Source organism: Ruoffia sp. FAM 20857, from assembly GCF_045528645.1.
In the GTDB taxonomy this organism is placed as follows: Bacteria; Bacillota; Bacilli; order Lactobacillales; family Aerococcaceae; genus Ruoffia; species Ruoffia halotolerans.
Genome location: NZ_JBGQRB010000117.1, coordinates 1 through 756, shown reverse-complemented (window position 1 = coordinate 756; position 756 = coordinate 1). Strand labels below are relative to the sequence as shown.

Sequence of the window (756 nt, the reverse complement as noted above, 5' to 3'; positions counted from 1 at the left end):
TTCATCCGTGGTAAGATGGGTGTAGGTCATTTGTGGTCACTCCTTTGTATTCTTTGGTCGGAATTACAAGTTGAGTGTACCACAAATGGCTGTTTTAGTTGTCTAGCTTAATTTTACAATCGGCGTAGTGTAAAACCAAGGGGGTGGTATCCCCTTTTTTTGGGCGAGCCTATCAAAATCTGCCTGAACCGACTTTATTCGAGCCAGTCAAGACAACAAAAATACTCAAATGAACGAAAATAGTCAGTGAAATAGTTATCCACAGATAGCTATGAATTATTCAGGTTACTTTGTGTTTTAATTTTTTGAAAATTGTCTAAAATATCTTCTCTGATATATGTTTTTTCTGAAGTATCACGTAAATTCACATATTCAATTATTTTCTGCTTAAAGTAATTTATTTGAGTTGTTTTTTTCATCGAAAATCTCCTTTTGATGTATACCAATATTAATATTTTATATAAGAGTGAGGTGTATCTATTTTTTATCGTAGCAAATTTGCCTTCCATTACTAATACATAAGGTTAGGAAGCTTCATGTATTAGGGCACTGAAAATAATAATGGCGATCACACCCCAAAAGTTAGAGTAAACAAGCTAGCTCTTGCTACTGAAACCATTTCTTTAAAGCTTAAATTGTCAAATTAAGTGCAACACAGTTTTATAAAAGATTTCATAAGGTGTTTTCCAATTCAAACATTTTTTGGGACGTGTATTTAATTTCGTTGCCCAACCTTGTATCTCTTCATCAGTTGCA

Annotated in this window: 1 protein-coding gene and 1 pseudogene; both read right to left on the bottom strand. The window is 33.1% G+C overall.

Annotation, left to right across the window (positions count from 1 at the left end):
• Nucleotides 1–269: 269 nt before the first annotated feature.
• Nucleotides 270–419: a hypothetical protein gene (locus tag ACEN4N_RS11485; protein WP_407090463.1), complete on the bottom strand. Its 150-nt coding sequence runs from the start codon at nt 417–419 to the stop codon at nt 270–272.
• Nucleotides 420–638: 219 nt separating this feature from the next.
• Nucleotides 639–756 (bottom strand): annotated as a pseudogene (locus ACEN4N_RS11480) (IS30 family transposase); the annotation flags it as partial.